This window comes from Bacillus bingmayongensis (genome assembly GCF_000299035.1).
In the GTDB taxonomy this organism is placed as follows: domain Bacteria; phylum Bacillota; class Bacilli; order Bacillales; family Bacillaceae_G; genus Bacillus_A; species Bacillus_A bingmayongensis.
Genome location: NZ_JH921517.1, coordinates 161,275 through 184,570, shown reverse-complemented (window position 1 = coordinate 184,570; position 23,296 = coordinate 161,275). Strand labels below are relative to the sequence as shown.

Below are 23,296 nucleotides of genomic sequence, written 5' to 3'. Positions count from 1 at the left end.
TATAAATGAAATATAATCAATCAACCGTTAACTATTGGAAAGCATTTGTATTACCTTATACATTCGCTTTAGAAGAGTTAAAAACAAAATTCGAAATTATGAACCGGGAAGCTCAATTTTTAGAGGACTATAACCCGTTTGAACATATAAAAACAAGATTAAAACAACCTGAAAGCATCGTTAAAAAACTCGAGCGCAAAAATTTAGCACCAACGATTGAAAACGCGCAAACACATTTGCAAGACATTATCGGCATCCGAATTACATGTTGCTTCGTTGAAGATATTTACCACTTAAAACGAGTCATTGAAAATCGTGAAGATATGGAAATTGTAGAAGTAAAAGACTACATCGCTAACCCAAAGCAAAACGGCTATAAAAGTTTGCATATGATTATTAAGTATCCACTAGCTTTAAATTCTGGTACAAAAGAGGTATTTGCGGAAATTCAATTGCGCACACTCGCTATGGACTTCTGGGCAAGTTTAGAGCATAAACTCTACTATAAATATGAAGGGAATATCCCCGATTATTTAAAAGATGAACTCCATGATGCTGCCATGAAAGCTGAAGAGCTTGATAATAAAATGGCAACCATTCGCCAAGATATCGATGAAATTGAAGCATGTTCAAATCAAATTTTACTCCCATTATAAAAAAGGTTCTCCTCGTGCGAGAACCTTTTTCATTTCTTTTCTATCGTACGGACTTCTTCAATTTTCCAATGTACATCTTCTTTTCCTAGTGCATACCGTACCTTTTTCTGAAGGGAGCTTCCACTATCTATTTCTTTTTCTTCCGTTTCAACAATGACAAAATCACCTTTAGAACTTTTCACTTGAACACGATTCAATTCAATTTTCTTATTTTCTCTTTGAAATGCAGCTTCCTTTTGTGTTCGTAAATCTTCAGCACCAACAATTTTGCTCGAAAACAAAGCCATATGTTGATCGAAGTTCTTTTCGTTTGTCGTTTGAACAAACGCCTCAATCACACTTCGAACTTCTTTTTCATCTTCAGGTGTTACAGATTTCTTTGCTTCCTGTTTCACCGTGACGTCTTTCTTCTCTACCTCTTTTTTCTGCGTTTCTTGTTGAGATTGGCATCCTATTAATAATAATCCGCTTGTAATAAAAACCCCTATTTTCTTAGTAAAATTTTTCATCCTATGTTCCTCCCCTAAAAAGAAAAAAAGCGAGGCGAAATGCCTCGCTTTCCTTCACACTTAGCGTCTACCTTTATTTGGGTCACCGCCACCAACAATATCGAAGACACGTTTTGCTAAGTTTGTATTTTCTTGAACGCCAGAGAATAGATATTTACCTGGTCCAAATGCATATACGTTCACATCTTCACCAGTATGTCCACCTGTTGTCCAGCCTGTAAATGAACGCTTATTAAAGATTTCTTCAATTGCATTATCAATTTTCGTTACATCTTTTGATGATGCGATATCATTTACAGATTTAATTTCTTCTGGTGTTAATTGTAAATCAATATATTTTCTCAAAGTTTCTTCTACATTTGCACCTTTTGCGATTTCATTTGCCATAAAGTCTGGTGTACGTTTCGCCGCTTTAATTGCATTTGCATTAAAGTTATATTCACCGTTTACACCTAGAGAGAATCCACCCGTAGAATGGTCGGCTGTTGCAATAACTAATGTATGTTTATCTTTTTTCGCAAATTCAATCGCTGCTTTATATGCTTTCTCAAAGTCTTCCATTTCACTCATAGCACCAACAACGTCATTATCATGTCCAGCCCAGTCAATTTGACTGCCTTCTACCATTAAGAAGAAACCTTTATCGTTTTTATTTAAACGATTGATTGCTGCATTTGTCATTTCTTCTAGTGAAGGTGTTTTTTCATTGCGATCAATCATTTTATCTAAACCACCCGGTGCAAATAAACCAAGAATTTGATCATTTTTATCATTTAATAATTGCTCACGATCTGTTACATAGCTATAACCAGACTTCTTGAATTCTTCTGTAAGATTGCGATCTTTTCTTACAAAGTTATTCACACCACCGCCGAGAAGAACATCTACTTTATGTTTCCCATTAATTTTCTCATCAAAGTAATCATTTGCAATTGCATCCATATTTTTACGGCTAACATCATGTGCACCGAAAGCAGCTGGTGTTGCATGTGTAATTTCAGACGTTGCAACTAAACCTGTTGATTTCCCTTGTTCTTTCGCTTGTTCGAGCACGGTTTTGACTTCCGTCTTGTCATTATCAACCGCAATTGCCGAATTATATGTTTTCACCCCTGATGACATCGCTGTTGCCGCAGAAGCTGAATCTGTAATATTTTGATGTTCATCTTCCGCATACGTTTTTTGCGTTCCAACAAGATACTTATCAAATTCTATTGGCTCCATTTCAAACGTTTTCGGATTGTCTTTCATATAACGATGAGCAGTTATATATGAAGGGCCCATACCATCCCCAATTAAAACAATTACATTTTTAATTTTTGCATTATTTTCTTTTCCATCCGCCTTAATCACGTCTGAACGTGTAACACCCCATGTTACTACCGAAGTAAGCGCTAATGATGTAACAACCGCAAATGGCCATGCTTTCTTCATAAATTTTTTCACTTTTCATGTCCCCCTAATAGGTTATTAAGTTCCCAATACCCAATTTAACGGAAGACTATTAAGGACAAGTTAGTTATATGTAAACATTTTGTTAAGTTATGTAAATTTTCATTATAATTTGTATATCTTTGTCTTATATTATCAAGCTTTATCACCTTTACAAAACAGAAAGAATCTCGCGTGGATTTTTCAAAACTTTACATTATTGCTTTACATTCTTTCTATTTATAACTGAATATTTATTGTTTCATGATAAAATATTTCTACTAGATTAGAAATGTGGTGATTCAATATGCAAATACAAAAACTAAATGACTCTAGTATTTCACAGCTCATTTCTCTTTGCGAGACTGTTGGATGGTTACAACCTAAATTATTTATGCGAAAACAATTTGAAATGTACCTGTCAATCGGAAGTTTATTTGGCTATACACATAATGAAAAACTGATTGCTACTGGCGGGGTATTCCCTTCCGAATCTGGATTTTCTTCTATCGGTATGCTAATGGTTCATCCCACTTTTCAAAAACAAGGACTTGGCCGCACTTTACTCGATGTTTGTGTAAAGCAAGCACCGTCTTCTCTTCCTGTTATGCTCATTGCAACAGATGCTGGTGTGCCCTTGTATCAAACAAACGGATTTAAGACAATTACAACAATCCATCGCTTTGAAAAATTTGTAACGAATCCATCTATGAATCCCTCTCATTTTAAGCAAATTGCACAGCATGATCTACACTCTCTCATTAAGCTTGATCAAACCGTAACAGGGGCACATCGTCCAAGGCTCTATTCAATATTACTAAATAGAGCAACACTCGCATTTAAAATTGAAAGAAACCATAGAATAGAATCTTTTGCACTATGTATACAAAAAGGAGATACACTCTGCATCACCCCTCTTATTGCAAAGCATGAAGAAGATGCAATCCAATTATTACAATCCATTTGCACGAGCTGGAATGGAACAATCCGTATTGATGTTCCACACCCACAATTTACATTTCGAGCACACTTGGAATCGAAGGGATTTCAAGAAACACTTCTTTCACCTCTTATGATAAAAAACGGAAGACATCTACCTGGAAATCGCGACCATTTATTTGCTATGATGGATGCAGCACTATGTTAGAAAGGGGACACCTATTTGAAGCGACTAAAACATTTTATGGTTAGTTGCCTTGCTCTTACATTATTAGTGGGTTGTAATGCGACAGAAAAACCAGCTGAAGCAGTAAAACAAGTAAAAAATACAATTGAAACAAAACTAACAACAGATGAAAAAATGGTCGAAATAGATGGACAAACCATTTACTTTAAACAAATTGGTCAAAAGAAACCACCTTTACTTATGCTTCATGGGTTTGGCGGATCATCCGATGGCTTTCGTGATATTTATTCAGAACTAGCGAAAGACCATACGATTATCGCCGTTGATATTTTAGGCTTTGGTCATTCTTCCAAGCCGATGGATTTTCACTACTCTTTTCCAAATCATGCCAACCTTTATTATAAGTTAATGAAAAAACTAGGCTATGATACATTTGCAGTACTTGGCCACTCTATGGGGGGAGAAATTTCTCTTAATTTAACATACCTATATCCAGCTGCAGTTACCCATCTCATTTTAACGGACGCGACTGGGGCTATATCATTAACGAACAAAAATGCTTCATCTAAACCACAGTTATCTAATGATTTACATACTGTTTCTTCTATTACAGATTATGATGAAAGCAAAGTGAAATTTAAGCGCGATGATACAGAACATTATAATCAAATGAAAATGTGGCCTAGACGCCTTCGTATTAATGCTAGTGAAATTAAACTTCCGACTTTAATTATTTGGGGCAGAAATGATAGTAGTGTGTCATGGAAAGAAGGCGAATCTTATCATCAGTTTTTAAAAAATAGCACATTTCATATTATAGAAAAAGGTTATCACGCACCATTTCGCCAAGAACCGAAAGAATTTATGGGCTATGTAAAAGAATTCTTTGAAAAGAATCCAATCGAAACAACAAAGTAACAAAAATGGGTATCTCATCTTTGAGATACCCATTTTATATATTAAGCAGCTTGCTTTTGTCTCTTTTGATTTTTTGATCTTAATAATTTTGGTACAATCCAGCCATCCATTCCAATTTTTCCAGCATTCATACCAGCAACCAGAACGAACATAGACAAAATAACCATTTGTGGATTTACACCTATAGACCCACTAAACATATAGGAAAAGTTCATTACAAGGCCAAAAAAGACAGCTGTTTTCGTTAAACAACCTACAATTAAACCTATTCCAACTAGGATTTCTCCCCATGTTACAAGTGTGTTAAACATATCAACATTCGGAATTGCAAAATCTTGTAGAAATGATGCCCACCAAGATTGCACAGCTGGTTGCGCCCCTTTTGACTTTTCAATGGCTCCCTGTAAATAACCTGTCGCATCAAATCCTTTTCCCTGTAGTTTACCGATTCCAGCCATCAGCCATGTGTATCCCAGATAAACACGGATAACTGCTAGTACAAAAGAAACTGCTTTGTTTTCTCTTAAAAATTGAATAACCATATATTCCTCCTAAAGTTGTAATTAAGTTAGTTACAGGTAATATAATAACATTAGTTACTTATTTTTCAAACATTAATTATGAATAATTTGTGACGTTTTCATAGATTGTTAAAAACTAATATTTGTATAGTTACTTTTATTTCCCTGTAAAAACTTGAAAACATCATACCATAATTGATAAATATTTTCATTAAAGTTTTGTGAAAAAATTATGTGATAAATGCGAAACGTGCTTATCCTATATTCGGATAAACACGTTATTTCTTCACTTATATAATTGAAATGTTCGAGTCTCATCGTCTAATAATTTCGCATCTTGAAATGCATCATCTATTGTTTTTTGCAGGTTAATAATCCCGTAAAATAAACGTATTGTAAACATAAGTGCCGCATTTCCATCTACATAATCTGTTGAACCAATGTATGTTTTTGCACCGCTATCTAAAAATGCCTTCGCAAGTTTTGGGTCTCCTAAAGTACAGCCACTATTGATAATATATTTATTATGCAATCTTGCATATTGGCTAATTTCAGTTACACCAAAGTTCCCTCTCGGCTCATCTTCTTCATATACATCTTTACCTAATTCCCCCATTACAAATTCATCTTCATCACCATGAAAGCAAAAAATAATATACTCTATATCTTTATACAAAATTTCCCCTGAAAGAACATCCATCAAATCGCGCGGTCTGCCAATCCAATATGTAATAACTCTTGCTCCAAAATACTCAAGCGTCGCTCGAAGCGATTGTGCCTCTAAATCAGAATTATCACCAACTACTAATGCAATATTCAAATGAAATCCTCCTTCATAAGTTCATTTCATATACACTTGTTTCTTCTAAGAAGTCTTCTCTTGTTAGTATTTGTTTTTGTAGATATTGTCTATATGCTGTAATTGTTCCATCATGTGAGACAATGCAGACTCTTTCTGCCTTTAATGTATAACACCAATTAATGAACTCATCCACTCTAGTTTGAAATCCCTTCTCTGAAATCGTATTGATCCCCTCGTTCCATAACATAATATTTATACTTTCTCTTAAAGAAAAATTAGGAAATACATCTTGAATAACCTTTTTACTTAATAATCGATCACACGGTAATGTTCTTGCTTCTTCACGATAAGGAAAAATACGTGGAGAAATATAAGGATGTATTATTTTGCGACAAACTACTTGTGAGCTCCATATTGCGGCAGTTTGTAATGTTCGAAGCATGGGACTTGCGATTAATACATCGCTTTCTTGTAGTGGTAAACTACTTTGAAGTAACAACGCTTGTTTTTCGCCTTCTTTCGTCAAAGGTGGATTTTCTAATTGCAAGCTCATCGGTAAATCTTTTGTATGTTTCCCTTCACCATGTCTTATGAAAATAAGTTTCATATTTTTATTCCTTTCCAGAAGAGTGAAACTTTAATTAGTGGGGGTTTTCTCCATCCCCCACTAATTATCAGCCCGCACCAATCGGGCTTTTACGGGCAGTTTATCTCCCACCTAACTTCTTTGCTTTCACAGAATTTTTAGGTGGGAGTATTACTGCCCATTAATGCGGGATAAAAAATGAAATAGATCATTTTTTTATTTCCATACCCTTTGGTCTTCCATATCCTTTTCTAAATTCCTTCCCGTGTCAACTCATGATTTCCCTTCCAAATGGTTATAGTAACAGAGATAAAACGAAACTCTGAGGAGGATATATCAATGAGCAACTCAAACGATTTTTTAGACACAATACACGAGAAACAAGCAAAAGATGAACAAAATAGAAAGCACCAAGGTAAAGGAAATCCTGGGAAAAAGAAACCAAATAAAACGCACAAATAACCGTTAAACATTATAAAGTAAAACTTCCATCAGCGGAGATCTTACTGCCCGCAAATAGCGGGATAAACAGAAAGAGCCACCTAAATTTCAGGTGACTCTTTCAATCTTCTTTTACAGAAATAACATCTTCCCAATTCCATTTCTCATAATACCACGGAGGTACATCTATATTTTCAATCCATTTCTTCGCTCTTGATCCATCTCCATTCGCCGACCACATATCCGCCTTTTTACGGTCAGAACGCATCCATGTCAGTTGATTTTCATGTTTTATATAAAGTGGATTGTAATCTCCATATTTTTTTGGAGGAGTTGTAATTTGGCGTTGCCGATTTGTTTGAATATTAACTTGATATAAAGAAGGTAATGATCTTTTTTCTTGTTCGTTTGACCATTCCATTTCCTTCGCTCTTGAAAGTGTAATAAGTTCATTATCCTGCCATGTAAAATCCCAATCGACATATCCTTTTGGAGTGAATTTTTCTTGCTGGAGGGCAGGTACTTCTTTTATTTTCAAATGTTTATTTTCTAACGCAAATCTCCCACTTCCCTCAATATATGCTAATATATTTTTCGATGGAGCCCACCCAAACCATTGGCTATTTAAGAGCATTTCATCTACTCTTTCAAAACGACTTCCATCTGCCTTTAGAAAACATAGTGTATTACTATCCGCTGACCACGAAGCAGTTGGAACAGCTAAAAATGCAATCCATTTTTGATTTGGCGACCACTTAAATCTACTGGCAACATAAGCTAAAAAATCATCATGCTGACTTGGTAATGAATATAGATGCTTCATTTTATGCGGATTCATTCCAGCATCCTTTTGCACTTCGTATAACTGCGCTCCTGTCCAACCTGTCGGAAGCAACTGCGCCTCAGATGAAACAAGAAATTTCTTTCCATCTGGATACCATGCATAGTCTCCTACACCTGATGATACATTTTCAAATTTCGCATTCTTTTTTTCTGCATCAAATATATTTAACGTGCCTGTAAATTCAAATGCAATTGTGTTTTCTATCGGTGACCATTGGTAATTAATTGCTTCTGCATGAAACGGAACAACCTTTTTTCCATCCGCAATCCGGTACAATTCAAGCTGATTTTGTTCCTCCCCCTTTACATATGCAATCCATTTTCCATCGTGTGACCATTTTGGCTTTGTTATGTACTCTCCTTTTGTTATTTGTTTTTCTTTCCTATCAATTTTTATCCAGAGATCATGGTTACGAATAAATGCGACTTGTATATCTTTTGTTTCAGCTTGAACAGTAGGCACAGCTTCACATAAACGGTAAACACAAACAATCAAAACAATTATTTTTTTCCACATCTTTTCCTATCCTCCTATAGATAATTCCCACTTATCGTTCCCCTTATCTAATATTTAAATAAAATTATTGTTGACAACTTTTCAAATATAGTTTTATAATACAGAACATAGTTTAGTTGAACGAATTATATATCGGCTTTGAAGGAATCCTAGTAGCGACTTATATCCCTGAATCAGAGAACTGATGGTTGGTGCGAATCAGTACATATACAAGCGTGAATTACAATTCTGGAGCTTCTTTCCCGTAATGCGAGTATGCATGAAGAGGAAGACGGATCTTTCCGTTATCTTAAAGTGAGTGGTAAACAATTTTTTGTTTACAAGTAGGGTGGTACCGCGATTTCTATCGTCCCTATCGGATTTTCCGATAGGGGCTTTTTTGCGTCCTCCCCTTTTAAACAAATTTATATATTACGCGTTGAAAGGATCGCAGTAGTAACTTATATCCCTGTCTCAGAGAGCTGATGGTTGGTGCGAATCAGTACATATACAAGTGCGAATTACAATTCTGGAGCTTCTTTTTCGTAGTGCCATTTATGCATGAAGGAAAAGACGGATCTTTCCGTTATCAGTAACTGAGAAGTAAGCATATTTTTGCTTACAAATAGGGTGGTACCGCGATTTTTTCGCCCCTATCGGATTTTCCGATAGGGGCTTTTTCTATTTCTCACAAAAACAAACGTTAAATAATTCCGAATCTTATGATAAAATTTTATAAACGCTTACAATATTTTGAAGGGGGTGATATACGAAAAAGTAACCGCAACAATTTTTACAGATAAAAAAGGAGGATGTATTAATGACAAAGAAAACAGAAATTCCATCACATTTAAAACCATTTGTATCCACGCAGCATTACGATCAGTACACACCGGTTAATCACGCTGTGTGGCGTTACATTATGAGACAAAACCATAACTTTTTAAAAGATGTTGCTCATCCAGCCTACGTTAACGGACTACAATCATCTGGTATTAATATAGATGCAATTCCAAAGGTTGAAGAAATGAATGAGTGTTTAGCACCAAGTGGTTGGGGCGCAGTAACGATTGACGGCCTTATTCCTGGCGTAGCGTTCTTTGATTTCCAAGGTCACGGATTATTACCAATTGCAACAGATATTCGTAAAGTGGAAAACATCGAGTATACACCGGCTCCTGATATCGTTCATGAAGCTGCTGGTCACGCACCGATTTTACTTGATCCTACATACGCAAAGTATGTAAAACGTTTCGGACAAATTGGAGCGAAAGCTTTCTCAACAAAAGAAGAACATGATGCCTTTGAAGCTGTACGCACGTTAACAATCGTGAAAGAAAGTCCAACTTCTACACCTGAAGAAGTTGCAGCTGCTGAAAACGAAGTAATTGAAAAACAAAAGCTTGTTTCTGGCTTATCAGAGGCAGAACAAATTTCTCGTCTCTTCTGGTGGACGGTCGAGTACGGATTAATTGGAGATATGGACAACCCTAAAATCTACGGAGCTGGCCTACTTTCTTCTGTTGGTGAAAGTAAGCATTGCTTAACAGACGCTGTAGAAAAAGTTCCATTCTCAATTGAAGCTTGTACAAAAACGATATATGACGTTACAAAAATGCAACCTCAGCTATTTGTATGCGAGTCATTTGAAGAACTAACAGAAGCACTAGAGAGTTTCTCTGAAACAATGGCTTTCAAGACAGGTGGTGCAGAAGGATTAGAAAAAGCAATTCGTTCTGAAAATAATGCAACTGCTGAATTAAGTAGTGGATTACAAATTACAGGTACATTTGCAGAGACAATTCAAAATGATGCTGGTGAAGTGATTTACATGAAAACAAATACACCGACTGCATTAGCACTAAATAATAAACAATTATCAGATCATTCTACATCTGTACATCAAGATGGATTTGGCACACCAGTTGGTTTATTAGAAGGCAATGTCTCACTTGAGGATTGTACAGATACGGAGTTACAATCGTTAGGCGTTATCATCGGTAAGCGTGCGAAACTATCCTTTGCAAGCGGTGTTCATGTAAAAGGAACCGTAACGGATATTATGAAAAACGATGGGAAGATCGCTCTTATTTCATTTACGGATTGCACAGTTGTTTGGAACGACCGTTTATTATTTGATGCTTCATGGGGTTCGTTTGATATGGCAGTTGGTTCAAAAATCACTTCTGTATTTCCTGGTGCAGCAGATGCAGCTGCATTCTTCCCTATGGATGAAGAAGTAGAAGAAACACCCGCACCACTTACATTAACTGAGCTTGATCGTATGTATCAAACCGTTCGTGATATTCGAAATGAAGGTACATTACATGAAGCAAATGTAGAGCAGCTAATAGCCATTCAACAAATTTTGAACAAATCCTATGAAAAAGAATGGTTGCTTCGCCTTGAAATTTTAGAATTACTTTTAGAACATAACAAAGGACATGAAACATCCGCTGCATTATTACAAGAGCTGATTACTTTTGAAAATGAATCTGTACAACGTTTAATTAACAATGGCCTTTCCTTACTTCCAATAAAGGACGTGAAAAAGCATGCAACGACTAACAGATGAAGAAGTACAAGAGGAATTAATGAAGCTGGATAAATGGACAGTGAAAGATGAAAAATGGATTGAAAGAAAATATATGTTTTCCGACTACTTAAAAGGTGTCGAATTTGTCTCTGAAGCCGCCAAACTATCAGAAGAACACAATCACCATCCATTTATCCTTATCCAGTATAAAGCAGTCATTATTACTTTGTCATCCTGGAATGCAAAAGGTTTAACAAAACTTGATTTTGAGCTCGCGAGACAGTTTAATGAACTCTTTTTACAAAATGAAAAAGCGATTATAAGAAAATAAAAAAGAGAAGCCTTTCTTTAGGCTTCTCCTTTTACAATTAAATGAATACAATGACCAAATGGATCCTCTACTTGCAATATTCCATCTTTATACGTAGCAATAGCGCCAATATATTTTAAACTTTCACACACTTGCTCTTTTTGTCTTTCATCTGCTAGTACAATCGTGAAATATTTCAAGCCAATGGAATTTGGCATTTGCTGCGGCACACCTTCACCTTGCCATGTGTTCAAACCAATATGGTGATGATATCCTCCTGCTGAAACAAATAATGCACCGTTACGAGCTGGAATTGTTACTTCAAACCCAAGTCCATCAACGTAAAAGCGTCTCGCCTCTTCTAAATCTGCTACATGAAAATGAACATGCCCCATTACTGTACCATTTGGGAATCCACTCCATGTACTTCCTTGTTCTAATAATCCTTCTCCATCTAATGGGTTACTAACAAATGGAAGCTCGCCCTTTTCATCACGCCACACTTCTCTTTGACGATCGTGATAAATTTCAATTCCATTTCCATCTGGATCAGATAAATAAATTGCTTCACTAAAATAGTGATCTGCCCCGCCATGTAACGGATATACTTTCTGCACAAGATGAAGAAGAATATTTGCTAAATCTTGTCTACTTGGTAATAAGATTGCGTAGTGATATAAACCCGTGCGGCTTCTTTGTTTTGGAAGAGCGTTCTCTTTCTCTTCTATTATAAGAAGCGGTTCATTATCTTCATTACCAAGCGTAACAATCGTTGCCTCTTCTTTAATCACTTTCATTCGTAGTACATCTGTGTAAAACGCCAGCGACGCCTTTACATTCGATACATGTAGATACACAACACCAAGTGCCGTGTTGGGATGAAGTTGAAAGCTCATATTGTTATACCCCCATTGAAATTAGTCTTTTTTAAACACAGTTGCTTTTAAGAAATTATCTACAAAACCGTCAGCTTTCGCAACAAATAAGTAAAGACCCATCGCTAATAATGCAAGCTCTAATTCGTAACCGGGATTCTTTCCATCTCCTAATAAACCAGCAGACCATTTCACTTTCACAATCGCTCCAACTAAAATAAGTGCGAATAATAATCCAACATATCTTACACCTAAACCGACAATTAATAATAGACCACCGACTAATTCTACTGTTGCTACACCGTATGCAAGAGCACCTGGTAAGCCGATACTTGTAAACCACCCTGCAATATTATCAATGTCTGATTGAAACTTTGTCAAACCATGCATAAAAAATGTTACTCCTAATACAATACGAATAATTAAATTACCAATGTGTTGATTCATTTCTTTCTCTCCTTTATAGTTTTGTTATATAGAACTTTTATTTACATTACAAAAAATACAATAATTTTTTTTATTCGTCAATTCATTTTTCTTGAGAAAAAATGAAAAATATTTGCTATGATACAAATAGTTGTCTACAAAAAGGAGCTTGATTCGTATGAATATCGGTTCTGCAATACGTGAAATTCGTCAACGCAGAGGCATAACGATCGCTCAAATTTGTGAGGGAACAGGGCTTTCTAAAGGTTTTATGAGTCAGGTCGAGAATAATAAAACTTCTCCATCTATCTCAACTTTAGAAACAATTTCTAATTTTTTAAATGTCCCTCTTCCTTACTTATTACTTGAGCAGAAAGATCGCATGAAAATTGTTAAAAAAGAAGAACGAAAATACAGTGTGTACGGAAAGGATGAACAGAAGATTGAACATGTCGCTGAACAAGGCGGCCTTCGTTTATCTTTGGTAGAAATCCCTATCGGTTTCCCAAAAGAAAACAAACCGAACGCTCATGAAGGAGAAGAATGTCATCTTGTTTTACGTGGGAAATTGGAAGTACAACATGGAGAAGATATCGCAATTGTCGAAGAAGGAGATTCTTTTTCCTGGAGCGCATGCGTGCCACATATTGTACGTAATATAGGCGATGAGGCTGCACTATTACTTATCTCCAGTCATGCTGAAAATCGAAAACGTGTATATTAAAAAGCATTGCAAACAATCCCAAAAGCCTGTTTTCAAAAATGAAAAACAGGCTTTTTTGTACTATTCTCGTATAATTCCACGGCTTGATCCTATCAATACTTCTTTTCCTTTTTGATTACGATACACCGATTCTATAGATACCTTTTTATATCCCTCCATTTGTTCAACACTTGTAAAAGTTAAATCACAAGTAATTGTATCTCCTGTAAAAACAGGTCTAATAAACTCACTTACCAACTCTCTTGCTATGTAATGCAAATCTCCACCAATTTTCGTTCCTATACTTGCAGTCAATAAACCATGAACCATTAAACGTCTTTGCTCATCATATTCCATATGGTGTCTTCCTTTATCCCCTGTAAGGCCTGCAAATTCGAGAACTTCTTCTTCTGTAAATGTTCTTTCATACTGAAATGTATCGCCTACTTTTAGATTCATTCTAATCCCCCTTTTAAATTTCTGAATTTTCTTTATTATATTACCATAAAATGAACAGTAATTCATTTTAATTATTAAAAGTACCAATACCTATTGGTAATGATTGGCACTTGGATGTTATCATTTCATATATATTATCTTTGATTAGATTGGAGGTCTTAACAATGACATTTGGATTAGTAGGTGGCATATTATTAGCAGTTTTATTACTCCTCTATTCCACATTAGAAATTTGGCTTACTCCTAATAATGGCTCCTTCTTTAAAGGTTTCAAAAAGAAACTGCTGTTTATGCTTCCCTTGTTTACTCTCTCATTCGCAATTCACTATTTCTTTTTTGTACAGTAAAATATTGTATCGGTCTAAACGAAAAAGGATTGCTATCGCCTAGCAATCCTTTTTACATTCTTTCTACTATCTAACAGAATTATCGATGTCCCTCTTTTTTTGCTTCATTGTAACCGTAATAAGCACATGTCCCATTTCTTGATAAATCTCGCACTTCAAATCCGCAACTACGATAAAAATCAAAATTATTAGCAGACGTATGAGCGAACCAATCCCCATGGGGTAATTTCTGCATACAAAGAGAAACAAGTTTTTTCCCTAAACCTTTCCCTCTATATTCACACTTCACTACTAAATCCATAATATTTGCAGCCATTACCTGATCAGAAATAACACGAACCATCGCAATCATTTCTTCATCATCCCAAATCGTAAAAGCCCATGTTGAATTCTCAAATGCTATCGTAAATTTTTCTATTTGCCAAGATGGAATGCTATTGTTACTCCAGCCTGCATCTTCAAATAGACTTTTAATTGCATAAGCTGGTACACCAGTCGTTCCTTCTCGAATAATAAGTCCATTATGATAAATATACATCCCATTCCCCCTTTTATTGTTATATACTATTCTTTAAGAATTAAATATTACCTTTTTTAAAAGGAGAAAAAGATGGAGAAATTTCAATTACTCATTTCTTTTACGATTCTCATGATTACTATGCAGACCAATAGTATGCTACTGTTTAGTTTTTGGATTATTACATTGCTTCTACTACTTAAAAAGAAAGCCTATCATCAATTTATATGGATTACTCTATTATTCGGCATTGGCTTTTCCCTCTATTTATTTACAATGAATCACATTTCCTTTCCTTCAAGAGAACTAACAATTATTGCGAAACGTCTTTGCCTACTTCTTGTTTTTGTACCATTTCTCATAGATGCTCTTGCACGCAAACAGCAAATATCTCTAAATTGGCATCAACCAAGATGGGACAATACCTTATATATGCCTTTTATTTGGAGTGGACCTCATCAAGTGAAAATCCATATATTTCTCATCATCGCAATCTCCATTAATATCATCACTTTTATACCTTTTCTACTGCAAAAAGACCTGTCTTACATACAGCATATTATATTATTTTCCATATTGTTTTCTATTATCAATGGCGTATTAGAAGAATGTATTTGGCGAGGTATCTTACTACATCAGTTTACAAAACAGATTGGTGAAAAATGGGCTATTTTACTTACAAGCATCGGTTTTGGTTTGCAACATTACTCCTTAGGTTTTTCTTGGAGTGTTTCCACTGCTTTCATTTTAGCTGGTATATTTTATGGTGGAATAGTTGTGAAATCAAATAGCATCATTCCAGCTATTATATGGCATATAGTTTTAAATATGTTAATGACATTTAGTGGTCTTATATTTTAAAAGAGCAGGAGTTATCCTGCTCTTTTAATCGCATATACAAGAACATCTATCCCATGAAATGATGCCGTTTTTTCATAACTCATTCCTGTTTTTCTAGCAACGAAAATAGATGCAGGATGATCTGGATTAATAAGAGAAATAAGCTTATTTAGTCTTAACCCTTGAAAACCATAATCGCGAAAAGCTGTTGCTGCTTCCTTTGCGTATCCTTTTCCCCAATACTCTGGAAGTAACCAATAACCGATTTCAATTTCTTCCTTCCCGTCTACTTGCTGCCTTACAAGCCCTGCATGTCCAATTGATATACCTGTATCCTTTTCGATCATTAGAAATAATCCTAAACCATTCTTATAACCCGGAAAGACCCAGCTTTCCAAACTTTTTTTACACTGCGTATATGTTTTTGGCGTTCCGTTCCCAATGTAGCGCATCACTTTCTCATTTCCCCATAAGGAAGCATAGAAATCTAAGTCGTCCATTGTATATTTTCGAAATTGTAAACGATCTGTATGGAACATACTCCTACTCCTTTCTTGTAGATTCTCTCCCTATAATTGAAATAGGCAATTGTATACGTTGGACATGCTCTCCTCGTAATTGTTTATGCAATAATACGATAGAATTCTTTGCCATACTTTTGATGGAGGTATTAATCGTTGTTATATTAGGGTGCATTATCATGGAGATTTCTTGGTTATCAAATCCCATAACACCAAAATCTTGTGGAATACGAATTCTTAATCGCTGCGCTTCCATAATGATTCCAGCAGCTATCTCATCGCTACCTGTAAAAATTGCATCAGGAGCATTTTTCATGGATTGAATGATATGTATAATATTTTTTCCATCCTTCAGTCCACAGCAATTTGAAAATATCCATTCTTGCTGCAACTGTAGGCCATGCTCCTTTAAAGCTCTTTTATATCCTTGGTATCTCTGCCTCTGCGCTTTACTTTTTAATGTATCGTAACAAAATCCTATACGTGTATATCCATTTTCAAAAAGGTGCTTCGTTCCTATATAACCTGCTAACTCTTCATCAAATTGAACTGTGGATACGAGTTCTGTTTCTACATGTTCATTACAAATAATAATTGCTCCTGAAGAGACCGCACGTTCTATTTCCTCTATTGGCAAAGAAAGTGTAGTAAAAATAATCCCATCTAACTTCTTCGTCCTAATATATTGTAAAAATTCTCTTTCTCTCTCAATTTCATAATTTGATTGTAATATCACGACATCATAACAATCTATTTTTAAAATACCACTTAACTCTTGGATTAACTGACTAAAGAAGGGGTGATGTAAATTTGGTACGACTACACCAATTAAATTTGTTTGCAGACGACGTAAATCTTTCGCCGTTGCCACAGGTACATAATTTTTTTCATCAATAATCGCTTGCACTTTCGCCCTTAATTCTGGACGTACATACGGATGATGATTGATCACACGGGAAACGGTTGCTTTAGACACTCCAGCTAATTTCGCGATATCTTCAATTGTAGAAATCTTAACTCCCCCCTTGACCTGTAATGCATTTCAGAATGTACAGTATATGGTAACTATTATAAACGAGGTGACATGAAATATGGGAAAAATTAAAATTTCAGGAAAAATTATTGAAACAAAGGCAATTGCCTTTGATAAAGATGGTACATTATTTCAAGCAATTCCATTTTGGCAGGAAATTGATAGACTACGAAAATATAAATTTTTACAAGTTGTTGGCAAAGAATATGAGCCGCATTGGGAAAAAGCAGTTGGATTTGTTCCTCCTAACCAAGTTGATTTTAAAGGTCTATTAGCGGTTGCCTCTGAAGAAGAGGAGATGATTGTTGTCGCGAGCCTTTTATATCAAATCAAAAAATATCCATGGCATCGTTGCAAAGAACTCGCAGCTACCATATTTGAAGAAAGCAATGAACAATTATCCATTGAACAAGCTTTTCATCCTATTCAAGGGGTAACCGAATGCATTATTTCTTTGCAAAAGGAAGGAATATACACAGGTATTCTCACCTCAGATAATAAAGTGAGAACAAAAAAGTGTATCGATTTACTTAACCTACCACCGCTTCATTTTCTCCTTACTCCAGAAGATGTAGAAAACGGAAAGCCTCATCCAGAAATGATTACAAAAGTATGTGAACGGCTTGCTATTAAGCCAAATGAGCTCGTAATGGTTGGAGATACTATAGTAGACGTAAAAATGGCCAAAGATGCTGGAAGTATTGCTGTCGGTATTGCTAATCATGAGCATGCAATAGAAGAATTAACACCGTATGCGAATTTTATCATTTCAGATTACAGTGATATACAAGTTTTAACGAAAAAAAAGCAGTAGACAAAGACTTGTCTACTGCATCCATATCATAACTAGTATAAAGAAAACTACAACTGAGGGGGGTGTAGGATTTTCAGTTATATACTAGATATTTATCTTGTTCTAACAACGGACAAGAACTTCCCGTTCAAAAATGACCTTGCATTAGAACTTAGTTCTATTACATTTTAATTGATAAAGATTATCATTATAAAACGTATACATTTGCTACAAAATTTTACTTATATAAAAAACGCTACAAAAAGATACTCTCTTTTCGTAGCGTTTCATCTATCAATTTGATTCATATTCGTTCTCCTCTAACTTGTCACGCAGCGCTTTGACACGCTTGAAAAAGAAAAATGACATCCCTAAAAATAAAACAATAACACTCATCATCGCAAAGGTTTGTACAGTTTCTCTTCCTCCATTTGGGATCAATAAACCAATCATTAAAAATGTGGCTAGTGCAAGAAGAACTTGGCCGAAGCGAATATAATCTGCTATTTTCTGTTGTAATTCTTTCATACCTCTACCACTCCTCCCTCTCACTCTATCATATTCTAATCGTATCTGAGGCAAGTAAATATAACCAATGAGGGAGAAGTTTTCTAAAGGAAAAAGAGCCGCTACTAAACGGCTCTTTTAAATTTTCTATACACCTTTATAAGCTTGCTTATACACTTCTTTCAGCTCTGAAATAAGCGGTAATTTCGGATTCGCTGTTGTACACTGATCTTCAAATGCTCTTTCTGCTAATGTACCAACAACCTCTTCAAATATTTCTTGTTCCACACCTTGTCCAGCGATGCTCATGTTAATATTTAATTCTTTTCCAAGAGCAATAATTGCTTGTACTAATGATTCCACACTTTCTTCAATTGTTCCCCCTGGAAGTCCAAGCATTCTCGCAATATGCGCGTAACGTTCATCAGCAACAAAGTGCTCATATTTGGGGAACAATGCATGTTTTCTTGGTTTAATCGCATTATAGCGAATGACATGAGGCATTAAGATTGCATTTGCACGCCCGTGCGGAATATGGAATTCCGGACCAATTTTGTGCGCCAAACTATGATTAATACCAAGAAATGCATTGGCAAATGCCATTCCAGCAATCGCAGAAGCGTTATGCATTTTCTCACGTGCCTCTCCATCATTTCCATCTTTATATGCTCTCGGTAAATATTTGAATACGAGGTCAATTGCTTTTAATGCTAAACCATCTGTATAATCATTTGACATAATAGACACGTATGCCTCAATTGCATGCGTTAACACGTCCATTCCAGTATCTGCTGTTACATGCGGCGGTACTGTCATTACAAATTGCGGATCAACAATCGCTACATCTGGCGTTAATTCATAATCAGCTAGCGGGTATTTTATATTGTTCTTTTTATCTGTAATAACCGCAAATGGTGTCACTTCTGATCCTGTTCCTGATGTTGTTGGAATTGCAACAAACTGAGCTTTGTTCCCTAGTTTCGGATATTTACATGTCCGTTTTCTTATATCTAGAAACTTTTGCTTTATTCCAAAGAATGTTGTTTCTGGATGCTCATAGAAAAGCCACATTCCTTTCGCTGCATCCATCGCTGATCCACCGCCAAGTGCAATAATCACATCCGGCTGGAAACTTTTCATCATTTCAGCACCTTTAAAAACCGTTTCATCAGATGGATCTGGCTCTACTTCAAAGAACACTTCCACCTTTACATCATTTGTATGTCTACGTAAATAGTGCGTTACTGTATCCACATAACCATGCTCAACCATTCCAGAATCCGTTACAATAAATGCTCGTGAAATATTCGGCATATTTGCTAAATATCCTGTCGCATGTTTTTCAAAATAGATTTTGGGTGGTAGTTTGAACCACTGCATATTCTTTTTTCTACTTGCAAGTCTTTTTATATTTAATAGATGTGTTGCCGTTACGTTTTGAGAAACAGAGTTCTTTCCATATGAACCGCATCCAAGTGTGAGTGATGGGATAAATGCATTATATATATCACCAATTCCACCTTGTGATGACGGAGCATTTACGATAAGACGACAAGCTTTCATACGTAAACCAAATTGTTTTTGTACTTCTTTATTTGTCGAATGGATAACTGCTGAATGTCCTAAACCACCAAGGTCTAACATTCCTTCACAATATGTAAAGCCTTCTTCAAGTGAATTTGCTTTTACACAAGCTAATACCGGACTTAATTTTTCACGAGATAGTGGATAATCAGCACCTACGCCTTTAATTTCAGCAACCAGCATTTTTGTATCTTCTGGTACAGTAATTCCCACTAATGCAGCAATATAATAAGCCGATTTCCCAACAATATCACTATTTACTGCACATGTATTTTCATTAATAACAAGCTTCTCTAATTTTCTTCGTTCTTCTTCTGTTACAAAATAACAATTATTCGCTATCATTTCTTCTTTCACGTCATTGTAAATTTCTTTTTCTACAATGATTGCTTGTTCAGAAGCACAAATCATACCGTTATCAAATGTTTTTGATAAAATCAAATCATTTACAGCACGTTTTACATGTGCTGATTTTTCTATATAACAAGGCACATTTCCCGGTCCTACGCCTAAGGCTGGTTTACCAGTAGAATACGCTGATTTCACCATTCCTGCGCCTCCAGTTGCCAGAACAAGCGCGACACCTTCATGATTCATTAATTTCTTTGTCGCCTCAACAGAAGGTTTCTCAATCCATTGAATACAGCCATCTGGCGCACCTGCCTTCACTGCCGCATCATATAACGTTTTAGCCGCTGCAATCGAACAATTTTGTGCAGAAGGATGAAATGCGAAAATAATTGGATTTCTTGTTTTCATTGCGATTAACGCTTTAAACATCGTTGTCGAAGTTGGATTCGTTACTGGTGTTACTCCAGCAACTACACCGACTGGTTCTGCAATTTCTATAATTTCTTCATGAGGATCCTCATGAATGATTCCTACTGTTTTATCTTTTTTCATACTGTGCCAAATATATTCAGTGGCAAAAATATTTTTGATGCATTTATCTTCATATACACCACGCCCTGTTTCCTCAATAGCCATTTTTGCAAGTGGCATATGTTGGTCTACACCCGCAAGTGCCATTTCATGTACAATGTTGTCAATTTGCTCTTGTGTAAAATCCTCTAATGCTCGTAAAGCTTCTTGACCGTTCTTCACCAACGTATCAATCATCTCTGTTACTTCTTGCATTTCATTTACAAATTTCTCTTTGAATACCATGTAAATCCCTCCTATTCTGCTATTTGGTCTTAAAAAGTCCCTTAGGGTCTAAATAAGTCCCTATTAGCGTAAAAAAATAGAGTTACTTTTCCTACATGAATCTTATTGATTGTGAAACATTTCACAAGTTTATGTGTGAATCGTCATTTCTTGCTTTTACTATACACGAAATATTTTTATTTGTGTGTGTCTGATTTGTGAAAACATTCACAAATTAATTTTAAGGAAAGCACCGCTTTATTTAGCAGTGCTTTTTCCATTATGATAACGCTTGTGCTAAATCTTCAATTAAGTCTTCTCCGTCTTCAATACCGACAGAAATACGAATTAATGTATCTGTAATTCCTAACTCTTTACGACGGTCCGCTGGGATAGATGCATGTGTCATTTGAGCTGGAATTGAAATTAAGCTTTCTACAGCTCCTAAACTTTCAGCAAGTATAAAGTACTGCACCTTCTCAAGTACTTGATTTAGCGTTTCTTCACTATCCACATCGAATGAGATAATCGCACCATATCCATTTGCTTGTTCTGTTGCTAATGCATGATTTGGATGCGTTTCAAGACCTGGATAGTACACTTTGTTTACTTTTGGATGATTGTTTAAAAACTCAGCAATCGCACGCGCATTTGCTTCATTTTCTTCCATGCGTATTCCTAATGTTCTTAAACCACGTAATAATAAAAAGCTGTCTTGTGGTCCAAGGATACCACCTGTTGAGTTTTGAATGAAATGAAGTTCTTCTGCTAGCTCTGCACTATTTACAACAACTAACCCAGCGACAACATCGCTGTGTCCACCTAAATATTTCGTTGCGCTATGAAGTACAATATCTGCTCCTAAAGAAATCGGCGACTGCCAGTACGGCGTCATAAATGTATTATCAATAATTGTTAGTAAACCTTTTTCTTTTGCAAATGTAGAAATTTGCTTAATATCTGTAATTTTTAATAGTGGGTTTGTTGGTGTTTCTACATAAATTGCTTTCGTATTTGGACGAACTGCTTCGGCTACTATTTCTAAGTTTGTCGTATCTACAAATGTATGTTCAATACCGAAACGATTTAATACTTTCGTTATCACACGATACGTTCCACCATATACATCATCTGTTAATATGACATGGTCCCCTTTTGAGAATAACATAATAATTGCTGTAATAGCAGCCATTCCTGAACCAAAAGCAAATCCTGCATGACCGTTTTCTAGCACTGCAATCATTTCTTCTAATGCTGCACGCGTTGGATTTCCTGTACGTGAATACTCATATCCTTTATGTTTACCAACTGCCTCTTGTTTGTACGTACTTGTTTGATAAATTGGTACATTTACAGACCCAGTTGAAGGTTCTCCTATGCGAATACCATGAATTAATTTTGTTTTTGCTCTCATTTTTTATTCCCATCCTTTGTATATATCTTTACTTAAATAACGCTCACTACTATCTGGAAAAATCGTTACGATGTTTGTACCTGGTTTTGCTTTTTCTGCCTCTATCAAACTCGCATGAAATGCCGCTCCTGAAGAACTACCAACAAGAAGTCCTTCCTTCTGCGCTAACTCTTTCACACGCAGAAATGCATTTCGATCCGAAATTGTATGAATTTCATCGAAATAAGATGGTTTTAAAAATGGTGGAATAAATTCCAGACCAATTCCTTCTGTTTCATGCGAACCAGCTTCACCACCATTTAAAATAGATCCTTCCGGTTCTACAATTACCGTTTTAATTCCACGATTTTGCTCTTTTAAATAGGACGCAGTTCCCATAAATGTACCACCAGTACCTGCACCTGCTACAAATATGTTAATCTCTCCATCCAATGCTTCCCATAGTTCAGGGCCTAATGTTTTAAAATAAGCACGCGGATTTGCTTCATTTGCGAATTGACTTGGAGAGTATGAGTTTGGAATTTCTTTTACTAATTCTTTTGCCTTCGCAATTGCACCAGTCATCCCTTGTTCAGTTGGTGTATGCACAACCGTTGCACCGAGTGCCTTCATTAGCTCTTGTTTTTCAATACTGAATTTTTCTGGAACACAAACAATTACATGTAAATCATGCTCTAGTGCGGCGAGTGCCAGTCCAATGCCAGTATTCCCTGCCGTTGGTTCAATAATCGTTCCCCCTGGCGTTACAAGCCCTTTTGCTAGTGCATCTTCAATCAATTCTCTTCCTAAGCGATCTTTTACACTTCCACCTGGATTATAAAATTCAAGCTTTGCAAATAAACGAACGCCCTCTGGAAGTGAAAAACGAGTAATTTCTACAATCGGTGTATGACCGATTAATTCATGAATCCCGCGATACACCTTCATCGTGTTCTCCTCCTTATTTGCCAATAAAG

Annotated in this window: 26 protein-coding genes and 2 other annotated features; of the genes, 10 read left to right on the top strand and 16 right to left on the bottom strand. The window is 35.8% G+C overall.

Annotated elements, in window-relative coordinates; genetic code table 11:
• The first annotated feature begins 5 nt into the window (after positions 1-5).
• Positions 6-656 carry a GTP pyrophosphokinase gene (locus Y7E_RS0107905; RefSeq protein ID WP_017150743.1) on the top strand — a complete coding sequence of 217 codons (651 nt, stop codon included), beginning with the start codon at positions 6-8 and terminating at the stop codon, positions 654-656.
• A 29-nt stretch (positions 657-685) separates the two neighbouring features.
• Here the strand turns inward: Y7E_RS0107905 and Y7E_RS0107900 are convergent, their stop codons facing one another.
• The gene (locus Y7E_RS0107900; RefSeq protein ID WP_017150742.1) at positions 686-1,165 is read right to left on the bottom strand and encodes a Cif family virulence factor; all 480 of its coding nucleotides are present in this window, start codon (positions 1,163-1,165) and stop codon (positions 686-688) included.
• 60 nt (positions 1,166-1,225) lie between these two features.
• Positions 1,226-2,611 carry an alkaline phosphatase gene (locus tag Y7E_RS0107895; protein WP_017150741.1) on the bottom strand — a complete coding sequence of 462 codons (1,386 nt, stop codon included), beginning with the start codon at positions 2,609-2,611 and terminating at the stop codon, positions 1,226-1,228.
• A gap of 292 nt (positions 2,612-2,903) precedes the next feature.
• Between Y7E_RS0107895 and Y7E_RS0107890 the strand changes: the two genes are divergently transcribed.
• Both Y7E_RS0107890 and Y7E_RS0107885 read left to right on the top strand, forming a co-directional pair.
• Positions 2,904-3,743: a GNAT family N-acetyltransferase gene (locus Y7E_RS0107890; protein WP_017150740.1), complete on the top strand. Its 840-nt coding sequence runs from the start codon at positions 2,904-2,906 to the stop codon at positions 3,741-3,743.
• 15 nt (positions 3,744-3,758) lie between these two features.
• Entirely contained in the window at positions 3,759-4,640 is an 882-nt protein-coding gene (locus Y7E_RS0107885; RefSeq protein WP_017150739.1) for an alpha/beta fold hydrolase, read from the top strand.
• Positions 4,641-4,681: 41 nt separating this feature from the next.
• On the opposite strand, the gene Y7E_RS0107880 is transcribed toward Y7E_RS0107885, so the two are convergent.
• The 3 genes from Y7E_RS0107880 to Y7E_RS0107870 all read right to left on the bottom strand — a co-directional run bounded on the left by Y7E_RS0107880 (position 4,682) and on the right by Y7E_RS0107870 (position 6,570).
• Complete coding sequence (locus Y7E_RS0107880; protein ID WP_017150738.1) at positions 4,682-5,182, bottom strand: DoxX family protein; 501 nt, start codon at positions 5,180-5,182, stop codon at positions 4,682-4,684.
• Positions 5,183-5,447: 265 nt separating this feature from the next.
• Entirely contained in the window at positions 5,448-5,981 is a 534-nt protein-coding gene (locus Y7E_RS0107875) for a hypothetical protein (protein ID WP_017150737.1), read from the bottom strand.
• 13 nt (positions 5,982-5,994) lie between these two features.
• A complete protein-coding gene (locus Y7E_RS0107870; RefSeq protein ID WP_017150736.1) occupies positions 5,995-6,570 on the bottom strand; it encodes a histidine phosphatase family protein in 576 nt (191 codons plus the stop codon).
• A 318-nt stretch (positions 6,571-6,888) separates the two neighbouring features.
• Between Y7E_RS0107870 and Y7E_RS0107865 the strand changes: the two genes are divergently transcribed.
• Positions 6,889-7,011: a DUF4023 domain-containing protein gene (locus Y7E_RS0107865; RefSeq protein WP_000071859.1), complete on the top strand. Its 123-nt coding sequence runs from the start codon at positions 6,889-6,891 to the stop codon at positions 7,009-7,011.
• A gap of 100 nt (positions 7,012-7,111) precedes the next feature.
• Here the strand turns inward: Y7E_RS0107865 and Y7E_RS0107860 are convergent, their stop codons facing one another.
• A complete protein-coding gene (locus tag Y7E_RS0107860) occupies positions 7,112-8,350 on the bottom strand; it encodes a TolB family protein (protein WP_017150735.1) in 1,239 nt (412 codons plus the stop codon).
• 129 nt (positions 8,351-8,479) lie between these two features.
• Positions 8,480-8,707: a binding site (T-box leader), on the top strand.
• Between the two features lie 52 nt (positions 8,708-8,759).
• Positions 8,760-8,987, top strand: a binding site (T-box leader).
• A 162-nt stretch (positions 8,988-9,149) separates the two neighbouring features.
• Here Y7E_RS0107860 and Y7E_RS0107855 point away from each other — a divergent pair.
• On the top strand, positions 9,150-10,904 hold the full coding sequence (locus tag Y7E_RS0107855; protein WP_017150734.1) for an aromatic amino acid hydroxylase: 1,755 nt from the start codon (positions 9,150-9,152) through the stop codon (positions 10,902-10,904).
• Positions 10,885-11,196, top strand: a complete 312-nt coding sequence (locus tag Y7E_RS0107850) for a 4a-hydroxytetrahydrobiopterin dehydratase (RefSeq protein ID WP_017150733.1) — start codon at positions 10,885-10,887, stop codon at positions 11,194-11,196. The genes Y7E_RS0107855 and Y7E_RS0107850 overlap by 20 nt, the downstream gene beginning before the upstream one ends.
• Before the next feature lie 17 nt (positions 11,197-11,213).
• On the opposite strand, the gene Y7E_RS0107845 is transcribed toward Y7E_RS0107850, so the two are convergent.
• Together Y7E_RS0107845 and Y7E_RS0107840 are read right to left on the bottom strand one after the other, a co-directional pair.
• Positions 11,214-12,071, bottom strand: coding sequence for a VOC family protein (locus Y7E_RS0107845; RefSeq protein WP_017150732.1), 858 nt, complete (start codon positions 12,069-12,071; stop codon positions 11,214-11,216).
• Positions 12,072-12,092: 21 nt separating this feature from the next.
• Positions 12,093-12,497, bottom strand: coding sequence for a DoxX family protein (locus Y7E_RS0107840; RefSeq protein WP_017150731.1), 405 nt, complete (start codon positions 12,495-12,497; stop codon positions 12,093-12,095).
• 157 nt (positions 12,498-12,654) lie between these two features.
• On the opposite strand from Y7E_RS0107840, the gene Y7E_RS0107835 reads away from it, so the two are divergent.
• Positions 12,655-13,200, top strand: a complete 546-nt coding sequence (locus Y7E_RS0107835) for a helix-turn-helix domain-containing protein (protein WP_017150730.1) — start codon at positions 12,655-12,657, stop codon at positions 13,198-13,200.
• Between the two features lie 60 nt (positions 13,201-13,260).
• Here Y7E_RS0107835 and Y7E_RS0107830 read toward each other — a convergent pair whose 3' ends face one another.
• On the bottom strand, positions 13,261-13,638 hold the full coding sequence (locus tag Y7E_RS0107830) for a MaoC family dehydratase (RefSeq protein WP_017150729.1): 378 nt from the start codon (positions 13,636-13,638) through the stop codon (positions 13,261-13,263).
• A 164-nt stretch (positions 13,639-13,802) separates the two neighbouring features.
• On the opposite strand from Y7E_RS0107830, the gene Y7E_RS0107825 reads away from it, so the two are divergent.
• Positions 13,803-13,985, top strand: coding sequence for a hypothetical protein (locus tag Y7E_RS0107825; RefSeq protein WP_017150728.1), 183 nt, complete (start codon positions 13,803-13,805; stop codon positions 13,983-13,985).
• A 79-nt stretch (positions 13,986-14,064) separates the two neighbouring features.
• Here Y7E_RS0107825 and Y7E_RS0107820 read toward each other — a convergent pair whose 3' ends face one another.
• Complete coding sequence (locus Y7E_RS0107820) at positions 14,065-14,523, bottom strand: GNAT family N-acetyltransferase (protein ID WP_017150727.1); 459 nt, start codon at positions 14,521-14,523, stop codon at positions 14,065-14,067.
• A gap of 72 nt (positions 14,524-14,595) precedes the next feature.
• On the opposite strand from Y7E_RS0107820, the gene Y7E_RS30890 reads away from it, so the two are divergent.
• On the top strand, positions 14,596-15,363 hold the full coding sequence (locus tag Y7E_RS30890) for a CPBP family intramembrane glutamic endopeptidase (RefSeq protein ID WP_017150726.1): 768 nt from the start codon (positions 14,596-14,598) through the stop codon (positions 15,361-15,363).
• An 11-nt stretch (positions 15,364-15,374) separates the two neighbouring features.
• On the opposite strand, the gene Y7E_RS0107810 is transcribed toward Y7E_RS30890, so the two are convergent.
• The gene (locus Y7E_RS0107810; protein ID WP_017150725.1) at positions 15,375-15,881 is read right to left on the bottom strand and encodes a GNAT family N-acetyltransferase; all 507 of its coding nucleotides are present in this window, start codon (positions 15,879-15,881) and stop codon (positions 15,375-15,377) included.
• A 4-nt stretch (positions 15,882-15,885) separates the two neighbouring features.
• Positions 15,886-16,839 (bottom strand): LacI family DNA-binding transcriptional regulator, encoded by a 954-nt coding sequence (locus Y7E_RS0107805; protein WP_051128649.1) that lies wholly within the window; start codon positions 16,837-16,839, stop codon positions 15,886-15,888.
• 115 nt (positions 16,840-16,954) lie between these two features.
• Here Y7E_RS0107805 and Y7E_RS0107800 point away from each other — a divergent pair, with 115 nt between their 5' ends.
• Positions 16,955-17,710, top strand: a complete 756-nt coding sequence (locus Y7E_RS0107800) for an HAD family hydrolase (protein WP_017150723.1) — start codon at positions 16,955-16,957, stop codon at positions 17,708-17,710.
• Between the two features lie 273 nt (positions 17,711-17,983).
• On the opposite strand, the gene Y7E_RS0107795 is transcribed toward Y7E_RS0107800, so the two are convergent.
• The 4 genes from Y7E_RS0107795 to Y7E_RS0107780 form a co-directional block, all read right to left on the bottom strand.
• On the bottom strand, positions 17,984-18,217 hold the full coding sequence (locus tag Y7E_RS0107795) for a YrhC family protein (protein WP_017150722.1): 234 nt from the start codon (positions 18,215-18,217) through the stop codon (positions 17,984-17,986).
• A 126-nt stretch (positions 18,218-18,343) separates the two neighbouring features.
• Complete coding sequence (gene adhE / locus Y7E_RS0107790) at positions 18,344-20,947, bottom strand: bifunctional acetaldehyde-CoA/alcohol dehydrogenase (RefSeq protein WP_017150721.1); 2,604 nt, start codon at positions 20,945-20,947, stop codon at positions 18,344-18,346.
• Positions 20,948-21,206: 259 nt separating this feature from the next.
• The gene (locus tag Y7E_RS0107785) at positions 21,207-22,340 is read right to left on the bottom strand and encodes a bifunctional cystathionine gamma-lyase/homocysteine desulfhydrase (protein WP_017150720.1); all 1,134 of its coding nucleotides are present in this window, start codon (positions 22,338-22,340) and stop codon (positions 21,207-21,209) included.
• Positions 22,341-22,343: 3 nt separating this feature from the next.
• Positions 22,344-23,267 (bottom strand): O-acetylserine dependent cystathionine beta-synthase, encoded by a 924-nt coding sequence (locus Y7E_RS0107780; protein WP_017150719.1) that lies wholly within the window; start codon positions 23,265-23,267, stop codon positions 22,344-22,346.
• Between the last annotated feature and the right edge of the window lie 29 nt (positions 23,268-23,296).